Raw genomic sequence first — 17,924 nt, forward strand, 5'->3', positions numbered from 1 at the left:
TAGGGAAGCCCACTCTGGTACTGTTTGTTAAAAATACTCAATCTTGAAATTTTACCATAGTACAAACCTAAAGGGCGCCCCCGTACAAGGTAAGAGAAGGTGGCCGAGTTGTCACCCGTGCAGTCTATAATGTATTGGGTGTAAATCGGCATGGTTATAAAGACTTGATTGGCATGTATGTATCTGAAAGTGAAGGTGCTAACTTCTGGCTATCTGTACTTACAGATTTAAAATCCAGAGGGGTAAAAGATATTTTGATAGCCTGTACGGACAACCTTACTGGTTTTTCAGAGGCAATATTGGCTTGTTTCCCTCAATCTGAGATTCAGACCTGTATCATTCACCAGATACGGAATTCCCTTAAATATGTGGCTTCCAAGGATCAGAAGACTTTCATGCAGGATTTAAAAACCGTCTATCAGGCTCCCACAAAGGAGAAAGCTGAATTGGAACTAGATAAACTTAATGATAAGTGGGGCAGCAAGTACCCAGTTGTGATTAAATCCTGGCAGAATAATTGGCACAAATTGTCAACGTATTTCGCTTATGATGAGCAGATTAGAAGGCTTATTTACACCGCAGCGGCGGCCGCTACTAATGCAGTGGAAGGGTTTCATAGGCAAGTCCGTAAAATTACCGCTGCGGCGGGCCGTCAAAACAAAGGGCGCTTTTCCCAATGATATGGCGTTGCTTAAATTAATTTATCTGGCTGTTGAAAATATAAGTCAAAAATGGACTTCTCCGTTGCAGAATTGGGCTCTTACTGCGCAACAGCTACATATAAAATTTGGCAATCGAATGCGAATGGACCTGTAATTTTTCTTTCAATTATAAAACGCAAAAATAGCCTGTTATTGAATTTGTCAAGGGTATATAAACGGCTTCGTACCTCAGCCGCCCTTGACAAATTCAATAACAAACCCAAAAAGCATTTGAAATCGAAAGAAAAAATTAAATTTGAATCAAATTTGAACAAAAGACAGAGTTTAAATTACACTCCCCGTGTATGACAGTCGTTCGCTGACTTTTAGAAAAATTATCCCGACAGACAACCGTTCAGACTCACAGCTAACGCCCCATAAATTATTTACCTGCAATTTTCTTTCTATGATTTTCACCCCAATTAACCATTTCATCAACGACAGGTTTTAGCGTATGGCTGTAAGGTGTGAGTGTATATTCTATTGACACAGGCGAATCATCATAAACCGTTCGGACTATCAGTTTATTTGCTTCCAAATCTTTCAGTTCTTTTGAAAGAACACGAGTTGTAATCTTCGGAATACTTCGCTGAATTTCCCTAAACCGGTTTTTGCCGTCATACATCGTCATTAAAATGGGTAATTTCCACTTTCCGCTAATGACATATATGGTGTCTTGGACATATTTTATTTTGTCGATCATTGAAAGTTCTTTCTTTTTCATTTCTGATATACTTTAGGTTATCGGTATCAAATGTATATCATTTTGTGTTTACTTTTGCACCGAACAAAAAATAAATTGTATGATACGTTTCAATAGTAAAAAAGCAATCGTCTTGGCAACCGTAGTGTTGTCAGGTTTTATGTGTAAAGCACAAACCAATCCAAAAGCTGTTGTGGCAACCTTGCATCACGCAGGACTTTCTGTAAATGATTTGGACAGCCAAAAAAAATGGTATTCCGATAATTTTGCACTCACGGAAGAGCAACATTTTGAATTGGAACAACCCAAAGTGAGAACAGTAATGCTTGTGGCAAAAAATGGTTTCAGAATTGAACTTATTGAATTAAAAGGTTCAAAAAAAGAACACGAATTTACCGACCCATTAAATGCTTCTTCCGTGCAAGGCTACGGACATTTAGCCATTGAAGTAAGTAATTTAAACGAAGCGTTTGAAAACCTGATTACAGTTGGAGCGAAAGAAGTTTCCAAGCCTTCTCCTGCGGTTCAAAAAGGAGCATTTTTTGCTTATGTAAAAGACCCCGAAGGAAATCTCATTGAGCTGATTCAGTCGCCTAAAAAGTAGAAACAAAATACCGACAGACAAAAGCCCGTGCTGGTAACAAGGGTTTGGCGTCAGGCGGGGCAAAGTGCTTCGTTTGACGCTTTTTCGTATATTTGAACTTTGGTTCTTCGTATCAGCGTTTGTGCTAAAAATCCCAACCGAACGCCAAGCCCCGAAACGTTAGGTGTAAGCTTAAAAGTAACAACGAACAAAATAATGAATTGGCAAGAATATCAGGAAGCATTGGAATACTTTATGAACAAATGGCAGAATTTGGTGTCGTAAGCAAGAACATTACAATTCCAGATAAAGTTACTGGACAGCCGAGGCAAATTGATGTTTGGTGGGAAATGCGACTTAAAAATCACACATTCAAAATATTGATAGACGCTAAAAAAAGAAAAGATAAAATCGATGTGAAGGATGTTGAAGAAATAATAATGTTAGCTCAAGCTGTTAAAGCTGACAAAGCAATAATTGTGACAAATAACGAGTGGACAAAACCTGCAGAATTGAGTGCTAAATTTAATGGGCTTGATTTAAGAATATTCACAATTGACGAAGCTACTGACCTAATAGTAGATGACAAATGGGTTATGTGTCAGGTTTGTAATGATGATTGTGTAATTCTTGATAGTAATGGTTTTTTTGAGGTTAATGGATTGATAAATTGGTGGCTTGGCGGAAAATGCCGTAGTTGTAAATCCATTTATATTCATTGTCAAGATTGTGGAGATAGAGGAATTATTAATAGCGAAATAGATTGGAAATGCAATTGTCCTTACTTATGGAAGTCTGAGAACGAAAATATTTGTGTATATCAATATAATGAAGACGACACTGGAGAAATCAATTTTGACAATCCAATGCAATTAAAAATTGACTTTAATGAATTAGAAAGCCAGCACCTAATAACTAAGCTTTCGTGGTGGCCGAAGGCCAAGCCATGAAGTCGATGGGGGACGCCCAGTCTTGAACGAAGCCTTCGGTAGCGGTGAGAGCTCACCAAACCCTTTTCTTTTGTTATAAAGTTATGTTGATGGTGCCACTACTTTCAAAGCAGGTTTTTGACCTGCTTTTTGTTTTAAGACTGCCCCCCAATGGCGCGAGCGTCCCCGCTTGTGACAACGATTACAAGGCTTCCAGCCTTTTTCCGCAACTTAGGCTAGAAGCCTGAAAATAATCAGCACGAGGCAGAACCTCGCGCTATCACGCGCTATCGTCCCCCACCCCCAAAATCCCCATCGTAAACACCTTCGATTTGACAAATGCCCGTATCTGCGTGGGCTTTAGGTGCGTTTGTGGAGTACACTCAAGCTTAGATTGGCGTTAGAATTTGGAGCTTCTGAGGCAGACCAACTTCTTAATATCTTGTCTAACAGCAACTTGCTTCGATGAACTGTGAAGTAGCAGATTGAACGTCCGTGCATCTGTTAAACTTTTGTGCTAAATTTACCACTACAACACCAAGTGGCAAACCGCTACCTGCCACGTTCCCCACCACAAACTGATAGACCTAATCGATGATAGCAACTAAATTGTTTAAAGAGTTTTTTGAGAGCGAAAAAGCAGGGGGACTTGTTTTAATTGCTTGCACCATTGTGTCGTTGGTACTTACCAATTCACCCTTTGGCACAGATTATCAGCTTTTTTTCCATAGCAAATTTTCGGGTTTATCCGTTGAACATTGGATAAATGACGGCCTTATGGCTATTTTCTTTTTACTCATCGGCTTGGAGTTAGAAAGAGAAATTTACATTGGTGAACTTTCAAAAATAAAAGACGCTCTGTTGCCATTATTAGGAGCGATTGGGGGAATATTATTACCCGCAGGAATATTTTTAATGTTTAATTATGGCACTGAAACACAGTCGGGTGCAGGCATTCCGATGGCAACAGACATTGCTTTTGCACTAGGGATTCTATCATTATTAGGCAATAAAGTTCCAACTTCTTTAAAAGTATTTTTAACAGCATTAGCAGTTATTGACGACTTATGTGCTATTATCATAATCGCAATATTCTACACCAAAACACTGCTTTGGATTAATCTTTTTATTGCGTTATTTATTTTTGGTTTGCTTTTGGTGCTCAACAGGCTAAAAGTAAGAAACCTAATTCCTTACCTCCTTGGCGGGATTGCAATGTGGTATTTTATGCTTCATTCAGGCGTTCATGCCACTATTACGGGTGTTTTATTGGCCTTTGCGATTCCCTTCGGCAACGGAGACGAAAAATCAACTTCGTACATTTTGCAGCACTTTTTACACAAGCCCGTTGCATTTATTATTTTACCCATTTTTGCGTTAGCCAACACCGCCATCGTTGTTAGTGGTGACATAACTCACACTCTAGCAGAAAACAACAGTTTAGGCATCGCGCTTGGACTAATCGTAGGTAAGCCGCTGGGTATTTTTGTAGTAACATTTTTAGCCGTGACTTTGGGACTTTGCAAACTACCAACTGACCTCCATTGGAAATCAATTTTTGGCGTTGGTCTTTTGGCTGGAATTGGTTTTACGATGTCCATTTTCATTACGCTACTCGCTTTTGACGATGAGACAATCATAAACAACTCAAAATTAGTAATCTTGCTTTCTTCTTTAACAGCAGGGTTTTTAGGCTTTATCAGTTTGCGACAAACACTAAAACAAACGGCAGACTAAATAATGAAATTGTCCGAATATGTAAAAAAGAGAAATGGGGTTCCAATTGGGAATTCAAGCTCACTTCAAAATAATTTACAAAGGTCGCTTGGAGCCAAAAACTTTTCTACCTTTTGGAATTTTTGGAACCCTATTTTTGGCTATTATTTAGGTTTAAAAATTTTCAAACCACTCAAAAAAGTACTTCCAGTTGGGTTGTCATTAGTTTTGACATTTGTCTTCTGCGGTTTTATTCACGATTTAGTCACGACTTTGGTACGAGGAAGACTTTCATTATTTTTCTCTGTTTGGTTTCTTTTAATGGGAACAGCCGTCACGATTTCAAAACTGATAGATTACGATTTTTCAAATAAAAAATGGACTTTTAGAGCGTTTATAAACCTATCAATAATTGGCTTATGTTTGTACTTAACAAACTATCTAAACCAATTATTTAAGTATTATTAGTCTAGTTGGCGCGAGCGTCTCCGCTCGTGCCAACTATTACAAGGCTTCTAGCCTGATTACTTTTGAGATGAAGCAGGCAGAGGGGGTGCTTCAAAAGTGATACAACCCTGCAAGTTTGTTCGGAAAACAGCGCCCGATTGCGTCTCAAAACCTGGCAATAGCGTCACACTCTTGCTGGCATCAAAAACCACATTCGTCCCCGTAGCGACCGTTCCTAATGCTGTAATGTTCCCATCTCCAAGCAAAAACCCAAACCTATCCTTCCTGCCTGCGTAGTGAGTTCCAGACTCAATCGGCGCATCTGTAACGTAACGGTTGTCGGGACAGGCTTCTTTGGGCTGAAATTCATACGCACCAATGTCAAAAACCAAGTAACGGAGATTATTCAGGATGTCAAAAGAGGGAGCCAAAGCATACGTTCCCGCATCGACGGCAGGGCTGGCTCGTTGCAGTCGTAGGCCGTCGTCGGTAGTACCGCCCCTCAAATCGGGACCGAGCAAATTGGTTTCACTCACAAAAAGTGGATTGACCGCAAAAAGATTGTTGGAAGCCGTAGCCCCAATGCCATTGGGCGTTTTGTCTAAGGGGTATTGTGACGCGGCAAACTGCAAAATATTGTTTTTAAAATCTCGGCCATTTCGTTCAATAAAGAAATCGGCATAGATGGTCGTCGTGTTTGTTCCAATCGCGTTTTTGTAAAAAATATTGTTGTACGTTTTATTGATGTCGATAGGAGCACCAGCAATGCCTGGGTCGTAGGTGTAAAGCGCCCCTCCCGCAGTTTGTGCCGAATTGTTATAAAAAGTATTGTTAAAAAACTCTGACGTATAAAGGTCATTGCGCACCGCACCACCTACCCCCGCAGCCGCCCTATTCCCTGCAAAAACGTTGTTATTGGCTTTCAACGTAGTTTCCGAAATGTAAAAACCACCCCCATCAATTGACGCTAAATTTTTATCAAAATAATTGTTGTTCAACACCAAAGGAGAACTCAAACGAAAATAAAAACCTGCGCCAGTAGCGGCACTGTTATGCTTTATGATACAATCGGTTATTTCAAAAGAAAAACTGCTGTAGGCATAAATCCCCCCGCCATTTTGGTTAGAAGCCCCTAACGCATTCCCTCCTTTGATGGTAAAACCTTTAAGTAGCACCTGTCTTGCCCCATCATAGGTTCTCAACACATGGTAGGCATTTTCGGCGTTGTTTGAAATCGCCAATGTACCGCCCTCGCCCGTCACGATGTCGTTGTCAGAAAAGTCACCCGAAAGAATGGTTTCATTTTGACGAGCTTTTTGAGTCGAATAGTCCGCAACTAATTCCGTACCCATAAATCCGCCATAAATTTTTAACCCGCCTTTCAAGGCAAACGTGTAGGTGCGATTTGATCCGCTCGTGACCCCAAACGCCCGTCGATGCGGTTTGTACGTGCCTTTGGCTACTAAAATGGTGTTGTTATCGCAGTTGTTGGCATACAGCAGTGCCGTTCCAAAAGCAGTAGCTCCTCTGAACGCATTGGCCCAACTGCTCCCATCGTTTAGCCCCGTTGAAAGGTTGACATTGACGTATAATGTTTGATTGGATGGCGCGGTATTTTGATATTCATACGCCCCCATGTCCAATGAGATACTTGCAATATTATTGGGAATAGAAGGGACATCAACCTCTCTGGTCTGATTGGCCATGTCCACCCCTTCGGTAGAGCCATTCGTGCCTTGGTCTTTGCCAGGTGTGCATGACGTAATCCGCAAACCATCATCGCGGCTGCCCCATTTTCCATCAATACCTGCGGGAAAATCTGGATTCATAAATTGAGGCTCGGAGCTCGTACAATCGCTACACCAAGTAGAATACCCACCTTGAACATTGGAAGAATAGCCAGTAACGGTACTACCATTGTTAGCAATACCCGCCAAGCTCGGGCTATTATTGTCCCAAATGATGTTATTGATAATGAACGGCCCTGAGTTATAGTTGTACATCGCCCCCCCCGCTACATTGGCGGTATTTTGGACAATGGTACAATTTCTCATATCGGCTGCCGAGCCCTCGTGGTTATAGACGCCACCACCACCTGCTGTTGCTGTATTTTCGGCAATGACCGAGTTGGTGATGTACGTATTAGAACTGTTGTTGAGTACACCCCCGCCATCAGTAGCTTGGTTTTCGACGATAGCACACAACGCTATTCTCATTTGCGAAAATACACAAAGCACCCCTCCGCCCCAGCTTCGATAGTAAGTGCGTCCTGCGACTGTAATACTCGTTGTGCCATTGGCGTTTCCATTTTTGATGGTAAAACGCTCTAAAATGGTATTATTAGCGCAGTCGATGGCCGTTACTACATGGTAGGCGTTGTCGTTGGTTTCGTATTTGGTACCGAGGTCGCCACTCAAGATTGTTTCGTTGAGGTGGGAATTTCGGGTGGCGCGGTTGGTTTCATTTCCTGCAAAGCCGCCATAAATTCTAAGCCCCGATTTCAACAGAAATGTATTGTTGCGGTTGGTTGTACTGGCCGTACCGCACGTGGCGCAGCCACTCGGATAAGCTGTGGGAAAATACGTACCTGCCGCTACCCAAAGTTCATCCATGGTGGGAGAAGCAATATTCATCATAGCCTGCAAGTTGCCCGAAGCATTGGCCCATGAGCTACCATCGCCCGTACCAGAGGCAATAGGTTTTACGTAGCGAATCACCGCCAACGCCTGACTAGATACAAACAAGATAAAGACGATGAAGGAATATAGTTTTGGCATGGTTTAGCTAAAGTAAAAGGGTTATCTCACAAATGACGAAATAAACAACTACCTAACCAATAACCACTTAGGTTATTTCAGCAAGATTTTATTAAACGGTAATTGGTAAACTAAATGAGTGATGTAACGTATGTCTCCCGATGGCGCGAGCGTCCCCGCTCGTGACAACTATTACAAGGCTTACCCAGCCTTTTTCCACAACTTAGGCTAGAAGCCTAAAAATAGTCAGCGCGAGAGGGGACGCTCGCGCTATTGTGCTTCACCATTAAATCCCATCCGTTTTTTGCTTTTCTGGTCATTGAGACTCTAAACCTATCAACCATGACTTTCTTTCAACGATGGGCGGTGGCGGCCTTGCTTTTTGCCAGCCCCCAACTTCTAGCGCAGTCGAGCTACCCTACCCTTGGCAAAATCGTCCGCAACGACCCACGACTCGATGCCTTGGTCGCCCCTGATGCCAAAATCGAAGTCCTTGCCTCGGGTTTCATCTGGGCAGAAGGCCCCGTGTGGGTCAAATCCCAAAACTGTTTGCTGTTTTCGGACGTGCCCGCTAACACGATCTTCAAATGGAGCGCCAAAGAAGGACTTACTCCCTTCTTGAAACCTTCGGGCTTTACGGGGGCAGGCACCTATGGCGATGAACCTGGCAGCAACGGCCTCACCCTCGACCAACAAGGTCGCCTCATCATAGCCGAACACGGCGACCGTCGGATTTCGGCCATGCCGTTGTCCAATGCAGGCAAACGAACCATTGCTGATAATTTTCAAGGAAAACGATTCAACAGTCCCAACGACGTGGTGCAGCATTCGAGCGGGGCTTATTATTTTACCGATCCACCTTACGGAATGCCCCTCAAACACAACGACCCTACTCGCGAAATCGACTGGTTTGGGGTATATCGCGTGGGCAACGACGGCAAGGTGAGTTTAATCACCAAAGAAATGACCCGCCCCAACGGCTTAGCTTTCTCGCCCGACGAAAAAACGCTCTACGTTGCCCAATCGGACCCCGAAAAAGCCATCGTTATGGCCTTTCCTGTCCTTGCTGATGGCTCGGTTGGCGCAGGGAAAGTGCTTTTTGACGCCACGCCGATGGTCAAACAAGGATTAGCAGGGCTACCCGATGGACTCAAAACCGACCAACAAGGCAATCTCTGGTGTACGGGGCCAGGAGGCGTCTTAATCATCACACCAACGGGGCAGTTGTTGGGGCGAATCGACACGGGTGAAGCCACCGCCAACTGCGGCTGGGGAGACGACGGCAGCACCTTGTACATCACCGCCGATATGTACCTGTGCCGCATCAAAACCAAGGTAAAAGGAGCAGGTTGGTAAGCCACAAAACTTTAAAAATCGCAATAAAAAAAGAAGGCCAAAAGCCTTCTTTTTTTATTGAATATCTTCTCAAAATTTCTTGTAAATCGCTTAAAACCTACGAACTTTGTAAAGTAATTACTTGTCTATATAATAAGAAGTAAGCGAGGGAATAATACGTTAAAACCATTAGTTAGATGTCTGAGAGTAGAAAATTTTATGTTTATGGGTTGTTTGTGGTGGTAGGAATAATTTTTCTATTTCGACTATTGTACCTCCAAGTTCTTGACAATACGTACGAAACCGCGAGTAACTCCATCCGCGCCATTCCCGATGTGCCGATGCGGGGACAAGTCTATGACCGCAACGGAAAACTGATTGTTTTCAACACCCTCGTATATGACTTATACGTGACGCCAAGCAAAGTGAGAGTAGCCGATACGTTGGCGCTTTGCAATTTATTTAAAATAACACGTCCCAAGTTTGATAGCCTAATGCAAGCGGCCAGAACATTTTCTTACCGCAAGCCTTCCCTTTTTCTTCGTCAGCTTTCGAAGCAAGAGTTTGCCCGCATTCAGGATGCGCTGGTGGACTACCCTGGGTTCGACTATCAAAAAAGCTCCATTCGGACCTATTCCGCCCCTACCCTTGCGCACGCATTGGGCTACGTAAGCGAGATTTCAAAAAAACAACTTGATGACCAAGACTACCCTTACTATCGTCAAGGAGACTTGGTAGGGCAAAGTGGATTAGAAAAATTTTATGAAGAGCAACTTCGCGGTCGCCGAGGGGTGCGCTACGTCATGCAAGATGTGAACGGCGTAGCCAAGGGCGCTTGGAAAGACGGTGAAATGGATACCGTAGCCATGGCAGGACAAAACCTCTATACAAGTATCGACTTAGATTTACAGCAGTATGTCGATAGTTTGATGCTACATAAAGCAGGTGCTGTGGTGGCCATTGAGCCTTCCTCTGGCGAAGTGATTGCGATTACTTCTGCACCTAGTTACGACCCTGCGCTGTTTGCAACCCGCGATTTTTCAAAAAACTACACCGCACTTCAAAAAAACCCTTATCGCCCGCTCTATAACCGCGCTGTAATGGGAAGCTACCGCCCTGGTTCTACGTTTAAGACCGTGCAGGCGCTGGTAGCCATGCAAGAGGGCGTCATTGGCCCAGGAAGTGTGTTTAGCCACGCAGGAGCACCCATGAAATGCCACGGTCACGGAGCACTTTCAGGTGTAAGTAGTGCCATTCAGTTGTCGTGTAACCCTTACTTTTACCACGTTTTCCGTCGGATGATTTATGCCAATGCCGAGAAAAATGCGTTTAAGGCTTCCTCCATTGGCCTCAAAAAATGGCACGAATACACCGAAAAATTCGGGTTCGGACAAAAACTTGGCGTGGACTTACCCAGCGAAGCGAAAGGAGTGCTCCCTAGCGTTGAATACTATGACAGACGCATTGGCAAAAACCAATGGCGTTTTGGGCAAATTTACTCCCTCAGCATCGGGGAAGGTGAATTGCTCATTACTCCGCTAAAATTGGCCAACTTAGCCGCCACCATTGCCAACCGTGGGTGGTTTAAAGTTCCGCACTTGGTGAAAGGAGTTGGGAAAAACAACAATCCACTTCCCGAGTACAACGAAAAGCACGAAACGGGGGTTGCCCGTTATTATTATGAACCCGTCGTGAATGGCATGGAAATGGCCGTCGTTCGTGGTACAGTGGCGCGGGGGGCAATGATTCCAGGCATTCAGATGTGCGGTAAGACAGGAACTTCACAGAACAAAAAAGGAAAAGACCACTCCATTTTTATTGCATTTGCGCCCAAAGACAACCCCAAAATTGCGATTGCCGTATTTGTTGAAAACGCAGGGTTTGGAGGGTTTGCAGCCGCTCCTGTGGCTTCTTTGGCTATCGAACGCTACCTCAATGGGCACGTTCAACGGAAAGCCTACGAACAAGAATGGAAAAATAAAAACTTCCTTCAAAACGTAATTCTTCCCCGTTCGCAACAACCAAAACCCAAAAATGTTGCTCCCACGCCCCTCAAACCAGAGGCCACGATTGTCCACCAAACAGCCCCCAAAAGCACAGCGGCACCTGCGCCTTAGGCTGCTCTGGATTCTCCCAATTGGTTATTTTTTATTGATTTTTTGAAACGACATTATGGCTCGTAACGAACAAAATATTATTCAGAATTTGGATTGGCTGTCGGTCTTGATTTACGCAGCTTGTGTTTCAATGGGTTTGTTCAACGTCTATGCCTCCGTGTATGACCCCGAAGAACAAACCAAGCTTTTTGACCTTTCCAACAACGCAGGGCGCCAATTTATGTTTATTGGTACGTCTGCGCTTATTGTCATTGCGATTTTGGTCATCGACCACAAATTTTGGGAGGTCTTCGCGCCTTTCATTTATGGCGCCTGTATTTTGCTCCTTTTGGTCGTATTGGTAGTAGCAACCGACATCAAAGGCTCCAAATCATGGATTAAATTTGGCTCATTTTCGCTCCAACCCGCCGAATTTGCCAAAACAGGAACGGCACTACTTCTGTCCCAATTCATCACCCAACCCCACATTAACCTATCGCGTTGGAAAGACATTGCTTGGACGGCAGGCATCATTTTATTACCAATGGTGCTCATTGTGGCCTCCAAAGAGGTGGGATGTGCCCTCGTATTTGTCTCGTTCCTGATTGTACTTTACCGTGAAGGACTGCCTGGCATTTACCCTTCCATTGTCTTAGTTGCCATTGTGCTGTTCATTTTGTCGCTGTTTTTCTCCCCTTTATACATTTCTCTCGGGTTGACGTTGTTTGGATTTTTGGTCTATTACGTCATCATTCCTCGGTACGACCGCACTAAAAAAACGGCCATCAACCTCGTCGTCATTTTTGGATTAATGATGTTTTTTACGACCAGTGTGGAATTTTTGGTCAACAACGTCCTCCAAACCCACCACCGCAACCGTATCAAAGTATTGGTCGATCCAAAACTAGACCCTACTGGTATCGGTTGGAACGTAACACAATCCAAGATTGCCATCGGTTCAGGACGGCTTTGGGGAAAAGGGTTCTTAGACGGTACACAAACCAAATTTAACTTTGTCCCCGAACAACACTCCGATTTTATCTTTTGTACCATCGGCGAAGAACACGGTTTTATCGGCAGCGCAGCCGTAGTTTTATTACTGCTTGGGCTCATGTGTCGGGTCGTATTTTTGGCCGAACGGCAGCGAACGCGCTTCGCAAGGGCTTATGGCTATTGCGTGGCAGGCATTTTGTTTTTCCACTTTTTGGTCAATATTGGCATGACAATCGGACTCATGGTCGTCATCGGAATCCCACTGCCGTTTTTTAGCTACGGGGGTTCTTCGATGTGGTCCTTTACGATTCTGTTGTTTATTTTTCTTAAATTAGACGCGCAGCGACCTTATACGCTGTCGCGAACCTAATTTCCTCCATAGATATGGCCTTTATTGCCAACAAAAAAAAACCGTTTAAAATCAATAAAGAGCTACGCAGCTACCTCGAAAGCTACAACCGAGAGGTAGCATTGCCTATTGATTACAGCTATTTATTACGATACGAAAACGCCATTCCGCTTTACGACAAAAAAGGAACTGATACACTTTGGGAGACGGTTTTTTATTCGTACAGCGAGATTGATGAAATTTACGATGCCCTCAAAACCATTTACGCCGACCTCCGTGCCGACGGTGATTTGTCGGTAATGAAGCACTTGTACGTGGACCGCGTGGACGTTTGTTCGTACGGTAATTCTCGTCCTTTTCGGGTGCGGATTGTCAATAAAGTGAACGATAACTTCGATTATTTTTACATCAAAAATGCCGATTCGTCGCGGATTTATGGCCTTGAATTAGAGCACATTCTCTCGCCCAACCGAATCAGTTACATGACCAGCGGCGATACACTGGTCGAAGAACACATTGCGGGGATTCCTGGGGATATGTTTATCAAAAACTACCTCAACGAGCCCAACCTCAACGCCATTCGTTTTTGTAAAGAGTTTGTCAAATTCAACGAACGCTGCTTCGTAAGGCTATTGGGCGATATGCACTCCAGCAATTTTGTGGTGGACATTACCCCCGACTTTGAAGAGATTTACTACCGTATCCGCTCCATTGATTTTGACCAACAGTCGTACGAGGGTAAAAAAGCGGTGTATTTGCCCCAGTATTTTAAGCAAAACAATGCCATCATTGAGTTGGGAATGAAGTGCTTGACCAACGAAAGTGTACTCCAATACCAGCGAGAAGAGCGTTCGCTGATTGCGGGGAGGATTCGGGTGGAGCGTTCACGGATTCAGGATTTGATGAATGTGATGATGGAAGACCAAATCTGCCTTCCTGATAACTTAAACCAGTTAAAAAAAGAACTCGCCCAACACTATCGAAACAACAGCTTTTTGCAGTGTCGAAGCATGGGCGAGGTCGTGATGAAGAGCTTAGAGCTGGTTTTGGCACATTAGGCAAGGGGCAAATTTGCAAAGAGCAAATTTGCCCCTTGCTTACTTGCCTTTTGCTAATTTGCCTTTTGCCAACTTGCCTTTTGAAACCCTTCCCTACTGTTGTCCAAAAACTTTTTTCAACAATTCGGTAGCACGAGCAACGGGGTCTTTACGGATTTTGCGTTCTTCTTGGGCAATTAGTACATACAAACCATCGACGGCTTTTTGGGTAGCGTACTGTTTCAAATCAGGATTGATTTTCTGCACCAAAGGAATTTTATTATACGCATTAATCAAATCTGCGTAGTACTTGGTAGTATTGTTGAGCTTCAAGGTACTGTCAACCACGGGATAAAACTGTTTGTACAAATCAGCGTTCGTAGTACGTTTCAAATAACTTGTAGCGGCGGTCGAATCTCCCTTCAAAATCCCCAAAGCATCCTGAATACTCATCGACGTGATGGCCTTCACAAAAATAGGTTTAGATTTTTTGGCAGCGTCCTCAGCCGCGCGGTTAAGCGACAACAAAAACTTATCGACTTCATTTCCTAAGCCAGCTTTACGTAGCGTAGTTTCAACTTTCTGAATATCAGAAGGAAATGGAATCCTGATGAGGGTGTTTTTGTAATAACCATCCACCGCCGAAGCTTGCGCCGAACCGTTTGAAATCCCTACTGTAAGGGCCTCTTTAAGTCCTTGGACAATTTCGTCGTTGGTCAGGCTGGTACCTCCCTTGGTTACGTCGCTGATGGCCGTTTCGGCTTTTTTTAACAAATCCCCAAACGTACTTTTTTTCTTTGGCTGATCTTGGGCATACACACTCGTTCCGAGTACAAAAGCCACACAAACGCTAATAATAGATTTCATGGACAAAAAATGTGGGTTTTAATTGGTCTAACCTTTGGACAATAATGTTTATAGGTAGTAACATCATTGCTCCGTTTATATTTTCAAACCTAAAGCATTGGTACAACGTTCATACCAAAAGAGAATTTTGTCTAACTTTGAAAAAAAATTAGAATACATGGTCAGAGCAGAAGTAATCACGATTGGCGACGAAATATTGTTTGGACAAATCACGGACACCAACACCCAATGGATAGGCACCGAACTTACCAATATTGGCATACGCCCCATCCGAAAGTCATCGGTGGGTGATACCGAGGCCGCTATTTTGGAGGTATTAGCCGAAGCCGAAGCCAGGGCAGATGTCATTCTAATTACGGGAGGTTTGGGGCCTACCAAAGACGACATTACCAAAACAACGATGTGCAAATACTTTGATACGGAGCTAGTTATCAATGAGCACGCGTTGGAAATCATCACGTCGTTTTTTGTAAAACGGGGCCGCCCCATGACGGAGCTCAATCGACAACAAGCGGCGTTACCCAAAGCTTGCACCTACATTGCCAATTATTGGGGAACGGCGCCAGGCATGTGGTTTGAGCGTAACGGCAAGGTTTTTATTTCCATGCCAGGGGTTCCGTTTGAGATGAAAAACCTCATGACCAACGCCATTTTACCCAAGCTCAAGGAGTTTTTTGAAACCCCCGTCATTCAGCATAAAATGATACGGACGGTGGGGATAGGGGAATCGTTTTTGGCTGAACGCATCGAAGCGTGGGAAGACGCTTTGCCTCCACACATCCGTTTGGCTTACTTGCCTAGCTTTGGCCAAGTAAAGTTGCGCCTCACGGCCACAGGTACCGATGCCGAGCAGCTCAAAGCTGAAAATCAAGCACAAGTGGACAAAGTACTTCCGTTGATTCAAGAATTCGTTTTTGGGTTTGACGACGATGAAATGGAAACGGTCGTTGGGCGTTTATTAAAGGAACGCGGTGAAACGGTTGCCACTGCCGAGAGTTGCACGGGAGGATATGTATCTCACTTACTTACTAAAATCCCTGGGTCTTCTCATTATTTTGTGGGAGGAATCGTGAGTTATAGCAACGAAGTTAAAATAAACCAATTGGGGGTAAAACCAGAAACGCTGGCCGAGTTTGGTGCAGTAAGCAAGGCCACTGTTATTGAAATGTCGGAAGGAGTTCGTCAGCGCTTGGGAACAACCTACGGCATAGCCGCAAGTGGCATTGCGGGGCCTGATGGTGGCTCGGAAGAAAAACCCGTTGGCACAATCTGGATTGCGTGCGCTGGGCCTTCAGGCACCGTAACCCAAAAATTACAACTTGGCAAATTCCGTGAGCAGAACATCCAATACACAGGAATTTACCTTTTGAATGTACTTAGAAAACAGATTTTGGCGAATCGATAAACATCAACAAAAATGGCAATAGTAGAAATGGTGATGCCTCGCATGGGTGAGAGTGTCATGGAATGTACCGTCATTGGCATCTTAAAAAAAGTAGGCGACCGCGTTGAAGCCGACGATTCGGTGATGGAAGTGGCTACTGATAAAGTCGATACGGAAGTTCCTACTCCTTACGGTGGCGTCATTGCAGAAATTTTAGTAAAAGAGGGCGATGTCGTTCCCGTCGGAAATGCCATTATTCGGATTGAAACCAATGGTTCGGTGGCTGTTCCCGTGGCCGAGGAGTCGAAGGAAGTACAAACCCTTGAAAAAGAAATCGAAACGGTTACGCAATCGTTGGTAGCCAATCTCCAGCCTTCCTCTCCAACGCCTACAACCAGCGAAGCAGTTGGTACTCGATTTTATTCTCCTTTGGTCCAAACCATCGCTAAAATGGAAGGTGTGTCCCTCCAAGAACTCGAAAAAATCGCAGGCACTGGAGCTGAAAATCGCGTTACCAAAAAGGATATTTTGGACTACCTGGCGAGTCGTAGTTCTAGTCCACAGTCCATAGTCGATAGTCAACAGTCCATGGTTGATAGTCAACAGACAAACCCGAAACCCGAAACAGCAAACCCAAAACACGAAACTTCGAAAGGAATTGAAGTGGTGCCGATGGACCGAATGCGGAAGTTGATTGCGGAGCGAATGGTGGAATCAAAGCGTATTTCCCCGCACGTTTCGTCGTTTGTGGAAACCGACATGACCAATATCGTACTTTGGAGAAATCAAATCAAGGATGAATTTAAACGCCAAACGGGCGAAGGATTGACCTTTACCCCACTTTTGATTGAAGCGGTTGTAAAAGCCATCAAAGATTTTCCGTTAATCAATATTTCGGTAGAAGGCGATAGTATCCTCAAAAAGAGAGACATCAACGTCGGGATGGCCGTTGCTTTGCCAAGTGGCAACCTCATTGTTCCCGTTATTCACAACGCCGACCAATACAGTTTGATTGGGCTTGCCAAAAAAGTCAACGACTTGGCCAACCGTGCTCGCCAAAACAAATTGACTGCCGACGACCTTGCAGGAGGCACTTATACGGTTTCAAACATTGGCACATTTGGAAACATCATGGGAACGCCCATCATTCTCCAACCCCAAGTAGCCATCATGGCGTTTGGAGCCATTCAGAAACGTCCCGTGGTTATCGAAACTCCCCAAGGCGATGTCATCGGTATTCGTAGCATGATGTATATTTCTCACTCGTACGACCACCGCGTGGTAGATGGTGCGTTGGGAGGAATGTTTGTCAAACGCGTAAGCGACTACCTTTCGGAATTTGACTTGAATCGGAAATTGTTCTAAGCGTTTTACGCCAACTTCTTTTCCTAAATTGCGTCAGAGACTCTAGACCGTTTTCGCCCCGACATATTGTCGGGGCGAGCCGTTTAAGATCGTTGAAAATTAGGATTTAACCAACCCATCGGCACATCTGCCACAATGCTCCCGTCGGGGTCAAGCACTCTCCCCTCTGCCCTACCTTCAATTTTAAATCCTATTTTTTTATACAGTTCAATCGCCGTTGGGTTACTCTCGCGAGCATGAAGCTCCACCCGTAGTATGTCTTTTCTTTCCGTTTGAACGTATTCCAACAAAGCCGTAAACAACCTCTTTCCCACTCCTTTTCCTTGGTAGTCAGGGTGTACACAAATGGTTGTATCTCCAAACAAATGTGTAAAACACTCAATCCCCAATGAATAGGTATGGACTTCGGCTACAATCTCACCCGCTTCTTCGGCCACCATTGAGCAACCATTCGCCAAGCTTTTACTCAAAAAATTATAAATATAGCTTTCTAAAATCTCGTGTTCTTTGCGGGCAATTCCTCCCGAGCGCCGCGCGACAGTTTTGTACAATTGCTGGATTCGGCTCAAGTCCTCTAGCGTTGATTTTCTAATCTCCATCCTATTAAACAACTTTATTAAGTAGCAGAGCAAAAATTTTAGGCCATTTGTTATCAACATAATT

General features: G+C 44.2%; 14 protein-coding genes and 1 pseudogene. 11 read left to right on the forward strand and 4 right to left on the reverse strand.

What is annotated here, in order from left to right; genetic code table 11:
- Nucleotides 1–83 precede the first annotated feature (83 nt).
- Nucleotides 84–816: pseudogene (locus AC23N5_RS23835) on the forward strand (IS256 family transposase); the annotation flags it as partial.
- A gap of 267 nt (nt 817–1,083) precedes the next feature.
- Here AC23N5_RS23835 and AC23N5_RS23840 read toward each other — a convergent pair.
- Nucleotides 1,084–1,425 (reverse strand): winged helix-turn-helix transcriptional regulator, encoded by a 342-nt coding sequence (locus tag AC23N5_RS23840; RefSeq protein WP_487757537.1) that lies wholly within the window; start codon nt 1,423–1,425, stop codon nt 1,084–1,086.
- A gap of 79 nt (nt 1,426–1,504) precedes the next feature.
- On the opposite strand from AC23N5_RS23840, the gene AC23N5_RS23845 reads away from it, so the two are divergent.
- The 4 genes from AC23N5_RS23845 to AC23N5_RS23860 all read left to right on the forward strand — a co-directional run bounded on the left by AC23N5_RS23845 (nt 1,505) and on the right by AC23N5_RS23860 (nt 5,100).
- Nucleotides 1,505–2,008 carry a VOC family protein gene (locus AC23N5_RS23845; RefSeq protein WP_487757538.1) on the forward strand — a complete coding sequence of 168 codons (504 nt, stop codon included), beginning with the start codon at nt 1,505–1,507 and terminating at the stop codon, nt 2,006–2,008.
- A 200-nt stretch (nt 2,009–2,208) separates the two neighbouring features.
- Nucleotides 2,209–2,937 carry a restriction endonuclease gene (locus AC23N5_RS23850; protein ID WP_487757539.1) on the forward strand — a complete coding sequence of 243 codons (729 nt, stop codon included), beginning with the start codon at nt 2,209–2,211 and terminating at the stop codon, nt 2,935–2,937.
- A gap of 573 nt (nt 2,938–3,510) precedes the next feature.
- A complete protein-coding gene (nhaA, locus tag AC23N5_RS23855) occupies nt 3,511–4,653 on the forward strand; it encodes a Na+/H+ antiporter NhaA (RefSeq protein WP_487757540.1) in 1,143 nt (380 codons plus the stop codon).
- Nucleotides 4,654–4,656: 3 nt separating this feature from the next.
- Nucleotides 4,657–5,100: an acyltransferase gene (locus AC23N5_RS23860; RefSeq protein WP_487757541.1), complete on the forward strand. Its 444-nt coding sequence runs from the start codon at nt 4,657–4,659 to the stop codon at nt 5,098–5,100.
- 56 nt (nt 5,101–5,156) lie between these two features.
- Here the strand turns inward: AC23N5_RS23860 and AC23N5_RS23865 are convergent, their stop codons facing one another.
- Nucleotides 5,157–7,856 carry a 3-coathanger stack domain-containing protein gene (locus tag AC23N5_RS23865; RefSeq protein ID WP_487757542.1) on the reverse strand — a complete coding sequence of 900 codons (2,700 nt, stop codon included), beginning with the start codon at nt 7,854–7,856 and terminating at the stop codon, nt 5,157–5,159.
- A gap of 321 nt (nt 7,857–8,177) precedes the next feature.
- Between AC23N5_RS23865 and AC23N5_RS23870 the strand changes: the two genes are divergently transcribed.
- From AC23N5_RS23870 to AC23N5_RS23885, 4 genes are all read left to right on the forward strand, one after another.
- Entirely contained in the window at nt 8,178–9,191 is a 1,014-nt protein-coding gene (locus AC23N5_RS23870) for an SMP-30/gluconolactonase/LRE family protein (RefSeq protein WP_487757543.1), read from the forward strand.
- 176 nt (nt 9,192–9,367) lie between these two features.
- Nucleotides 9,368–11,287, forward strand: a complete 1,920-nt coding sequence (mrdA, locus tag AC23N5_RS23875) for a penicillin-binding protein 2 (protein ID WP_487757544.1) — start codon at nt 9,368–9,370, stop codon at nt 11,285–11,287.
- Between the two features lie 55 nt (nt 11,288–11,342).
- Complete coding sequence (gene rodA / locus AC23N5_RS23880; protein ID WP_487757545.1) at nt 11,343–12,629, forward strand: rod shape-determining protein RodA; 1,287 nt, start codon at nt 11,343–11,345, stop codon at nt 12,627–12,629.
- A gap of 14 nt (nt 12,630–12,643) precedes the next feature.
- Complete coding sequence (locus tag AC23N5_RS23885; RefSeq protein ID WP_183976794.1) at nt 12,644–13,666, forward strand: hypothetical protein; 1,023 nt, start codon at nt 12,644–12,646, stop codon at nt 13,664–13,666.
- Between the two features lie 93 nt (nt 13,667–13,759).
- On the opposite strand, the gene AC23N5_RS23890 is transcribed toward AC23N5_RS23885, so the two are convergent.
- Nucleotides 13,760–14,512 (reverse strand): DUF4197 domain-containing protein, encoded by a 753-nt coding sequence (locus AC23N5_RS23890; protein WP_487757546.1) that lies wholly within the window; start codon nt 14,510–14,512, stop codon nt 13,760–13,762.
- A 157-nt stretch (nt 14,513–14,669) separates the two neighbouring features.
- On the opposite strand from AC23N5_RS23890, the gene AC23N5_RS23895 reads away from it, so the two are divergent.
- Nucleotides 14,670–15,917 (forward strand): competence/damage-inducible protein A, encoded by a 1,248-nt coding sequence (locus tag AC23N5_RS23895; protein WP_487757547.1) that lies wholly within the window; start codon nt 14,670–14,672, stop codon nt 15,915–15,917.
- 12 nt (nt 15,918–15,929) lie between these two features.
- Nucleotides 15,930–17,261 carry a dihydrolipoamide acetyltransferase family protein gene (locus AC23N5_RS23900; RefSeq protein WP_487757548.1) on the forward strand — a complete coding sequence of 444 codons (1,332 nt, stop codon included), beginning with the start codon at nt 15,930–15,932 and terminating at the stop codon, nt 17,259–17,261.
- Nucleotides 17,262–17,344: 83 nt separating this feature from the next.
- Here the strand turns inward: AC23N5_RS23900 and AC23N5_RS23905 are convergent, their stop codons facing one another.
- Nucleotides 17,345–17,860, reverse strand: a complete 516-nt coding sequence (locus AC23N5_RS23905) for a GNAT family N-acetyltransferase (RefSeq protein ID WP_122930236.1) — start codon at nt 17,858–17,860, stop codon at nt 17,345–17,347.
- Between the last annotated feature and the right edge of the window lie 64 nt (nt 17,861–17,924).

The organism is Runella sp. R5_40, assembly GCF_057652295.1.

Bases quoted from the DNA above. Each gene is read 5' to 3' on its own strand.
- AC23N5_RS23870 (WP_487757543.1), top strand. From the start codon at position 8,178: ATGACTTTCTTTCAACGATGGGCGGTGGCGGCCTTGCTTTTTGCCAGC.
- AC23N5_RS23905 (WP_122930236.1), bottom strand. From the start codon at position 17,860: ATGGAGATTAGAAAATCAACGCTAGAGGACTTGAGCCGAATCCAGCAA.
- AC23N5_RS23845 (WP_487757538.1), top strand. From the start codon at position 1,505: ATGATACGTTTCAATAGTAAAAAAGCAATCGTCTTGGCAACCGTAGTG.
- AC23N5_RS23865 (WP_487757542.1), bottom strand. From the start codon at position 7,856: ATGCCAAAACTATATTCCTTCATCGTCTTTATCTTGTTTGTATCTAGT.
- AC23N5_RS23860 (WP_487757541.1), top strand. From the start codon at position 4,657: ATGAAATTGTCCGAATATGTAAAAAAGAGAAATGGGGTTCCAATTGGG.
- mrdA (WP_487757544.1), top strand. From the start codon at position 9,368: ATGTCTGAGAGTAGAAAATTTTATGTTTATGGGTTGTTTGTGGTGGTA.
- AC23N5_RS23890 (WP_487757546.1), bottom strand. From the start codon at position 14,512: ATGAAATCTATTATTAGCGTTTGTGTGGCTTTTGTACTCGGAACGAGT.
- nhaA (WP_487757540.1), top strand. From the start codon at position 3,511: ATGATAGCAACTAAATTGTTTAAAGAGTTTTTTGAGAGCGAAAAAGCA.
- rodA (WP_487757545.1), top strand. From the start codon at position 11,343: ATGGCTCGTAACGAACAAAATATTATTCAGAATTTGGATTGGCTGTCG.
- AC23N5_RS23900 (WP_487757548.1), top strand. From the start codon at position 15,930: ATGGCAATAGTAGAAATGGTGATGCCTCGCATGGGTGAGAGTGTCATG.
- AC23N5_RS23895 (WP_487757547.1), top strand. From the start codon at position 14,670: ATGGTCAGAGCAGAAGTAATCACGATTGGCGACGAAATATTGTTTGGA.
- AC23N5_RS23840 (WP_487757537.1), bottom strand. From the start codon at position 1,425: ATGAAAAAGAAAGAACTTTCAATGATCGACAAAATAAAATATGTCCAA.
- AC23N5_RS23885 (WP_183976794.1), top strand. From the start codon at position 12,644: ATGGCCTTTATTGCCAACAAAAAAAAACCGTTTAAAATCAATAAAGAG.